This window comes from Proteiniphilum sp. UBA1028 (assembly GCF_002316955.1).
Taxonomy (GTDB): domain Bacteria; phylum Bacteroidota; class Bacteroidia; order Bacteroidales; family Dysgonomonadaceae; genus Proteiniphilum.
Genome location: NZ_DCEN01000034.1, coordinates 80,729 through 83,555, shown reverse-complemented (window position 1 = coordinate 83,555; position 2,827 = coordinate 80,729). Strand labels below are relative to the sequence as shown.

3 protein-coding genes are annotated in these 2,827 nt (G+C 39.3%); all 3 read left to right on the top strand.

Annotated features, from left to right (window positions below; translation table 11 throughout):
• Positions 1–304: 304 nt before the first annotated feature.
• A complete protein-coding gene (locus B3Z75_RS05380) occupies positions 305–1,381 on the top strand; it encodes an efflux RND transporter periplasmic adaptor subunit (RefSeq protein WP_294068429.1) in 1,077 nt (358 codons plus the stop codon).
• 95 nt (positions 1,382–1,476) lie between these two features.
• Positions 1,477–1,818 (top strand): NVEALA domain-containing protein, encoded by a 342-nt coding sequence (locus B3Z75_RS05375; RefSeq protein ID WP_294068427.1) that lies wholly within the window; start codon positions 1,477–1,479, stop codon positions 1,816–1,818.
• A 100-nt stretch (positions 1,819–1,918) separates the two neighbouring features.
• Positions 1,919–2,827, top strand: a 909-nt coding sequence (locus tag B3Z75_RS05370) for a 6-bladed beta-propeller (RefSeq protein WP_294068425.1), incomplete at its 3' end; no start/stop codon positions are given.

The window sequence follows — 2,827 nt, the reverse complement described above, 5'->3', positions numbered from 1 at the left end:
CTAACTTGGTCAGTAAACAGAGACAAGAATAAATGCTTATTATTGTTTAATATGAAGAAACAAAAAACACATTTTGAAAAGATGTTCAAAGTGAATGCGGTCAAAATCAGTGTAGATTGCAAGAATATTTCCGAGATGGCACAGGAATTGTGGTATTTACTCTTTGAATTCAGGTAAAATCTTAATAGGAAATTCATAATTCAATTCTTTTTTGCTTCATTTGCATAAACGACCGCTGAACAAGAAAAAAATAGATCGAAAATTATTATTTTGTCAGACATTCGTAGATATTTATTCTGAATCAATGAAACACAACTACACTTTTGTTCTCACACTCGTACTTGCCATCTTTTGCGCCTGTACGGAAAGCAATAAGGTGACGAAGGAAGAACGCCTCCAGCAACTTCCTCCCGACAGGCCGGCCGAAGTGACAACCATGAAACTTACGGCCAGAGATTTTGACCACGAACTGGTGAGCAACGGCAGAGTATCGGCCGGAAATGTGGCGGAACTCAAATTTTTGACATCGGAAGTGATCTCCGAAATCTTTGTCAGGAATGGTTCAAGGGTGAACAAGGGGCAGCGCATTGCCACGCTCAACACCTATTCGCTCAACAATGCCCTGAACCAGGCGAAAGATGCCCTCGAAAGAAGCAAACTGGAATACCAGGACGTGCTGATCGGCCAGGGATACCGCCTCGATAACCAAGAGGCCATACCGGATGAGGTGGTTGAACTGGCAAAAGTGAAAAGTGGAGCCAACACGGCACAAACACAATACGACATGGCACGCTACAACCTGGAAAAAGCAACCCTCACCGCCCCCATCGGCGGAGTGGTTGCCAATCTGTTTGCCAAACCCAATACACTCTCCTCCCCTTCCGAGATTTTCTGCCACATCATCGACACGCGCAGCCTGGAAGTATCTTTCCCGGTGCTGGAAAACGAACTGGCAATGATACGAAAAGGCGATAAGGTGAGGGTGACACCATTTTCCATGCCCGGGGTGACGGTGGATGGACGGGTGTCGGAAATCAACCCCTGGGTAGACAAGAACGGAATGGTACAGGTGAAAGCATCGGTGGGGCACCATGAGCGGATGGTGGAAGGAATGAACGTACGGGTCAGCATCTTCCGCTCACTGGGTAAGCAGTGGGTCGTTCCCAAAACCGCCGTGGTGCTTCGAACCGGAAAACAGGTGGTTTTTACCGTGGTGGACGGCAAAGCCGTTTGGAACTACGTGCAAACCGGCTTGGAGAACGCCACGGAATACACCATCACGAGCGAAACGCTGAAGGAGGGAGACAGGATCATCACCAACGGCAACATCAACCTGGCACACGAATCGCCGGTAACGGTGTTAAAGACAATTGAATACTGAACAGAACTCAAAAAAAACAGAAAGGAGGTGTGTTGTGAAAAAGTTTAAAAATAATTACATTTAAACCTTCGAGGTTTGCTATTGAAAGGATATATATGGATATTTCATCTTTTTTTAAAACATTCAAAACAATTTTAAGCGGTATTTTTGCGATTGTATTGGTCGCAGTTGCTGGATTTGGAATTAACAGGAGTTTGAGTAATGATATACGTTTGAGCAATTTGGCTCTGGGCAACATTGAAGCTTTGGCTCAAGAAGAAGGAGAACATGATGGTGGAGTGCTGCCCCCGGTTGTCATAACATGTAGCGGGAGTGGTCAAGGTCCTTGCTGGGTTCCAGACTTTGAACCCTTGCCTTTTAATAGGTACAGGGTAACTTGTCCGTATTTTTCTGGACGGATGCAAGATAACTGTATGCCGGGAACATATCCCATATAATTGATTATTAAGGAGGAGATATTGTTTAAATCACAATACATTTTATCTCCTTCTTTTTTATCTGTTTCAGAAACCTACTATTTAAAAAATATTTAATCTGATGAAATATAAAACAATTACTCTTTTTCTATCAATAATGTTTTTTTTATTTGTTTCTTGCAATAAGAAAAACAATCATCTACTCAAAACTTATGAAATAGAAATACAGAATAATAATTCTGCATTTATGAGCGACATCATAAATACAATAGAACCAATTCCTCTCGAAACAACAGATTTATCCATTATTAGAGATATCACTAAAATAGAGTTTTATCGAGGTTTGCTATATATATTTGATTTATCTCAAAATAATATCTTCATCTTCAACAATAGAGGTGACTATCTCAATAGGATTGATAACAAAGGGCAGGGACCTGATGAATATTTAAATATATCAGATTTTCAAATAAATAAGTACACAAATCATATTTGTATTCTCGATGCAATAAAAAGCAATCTATTATATTACAACCTTCAAGGAGATTTTCAGTACACTGAAAGTTTACCAAAACTTAAAGAAAGTGCCTACAATATTTTTCAATTTATAAATGATAACCATATAATGTTTTGGACATCCGACGAAAAAAACAGATTGAAAATATATGAGAAAAATACAAATTCCATAATAATAGAAGATTTTCCGAGAAAAGGCTATCCTAGATTAGCTTATCTTCATTCGGACTCTCTGTTTCTACCAGAAATGTCGAACCTTGTGTATTCCTATAGTGGCAACGAGATACAAGAACAGTATAAGATAGAGATAGGAGGATTAAGTCCCGAATTACGATCCCGTTCTTTTCCTAAATCCTATGATACAAAATCACAACTCTCATTTATTGAGGGCCTGATAAAATCTGAAAATATTGATTATTTGATTAAAGACATACATAGTTCCCAAAACTATATTGTGTTATCCTTTTACCGAATGAGCCATTATTATACATTTATTATAGTTAAAGACTCCGGG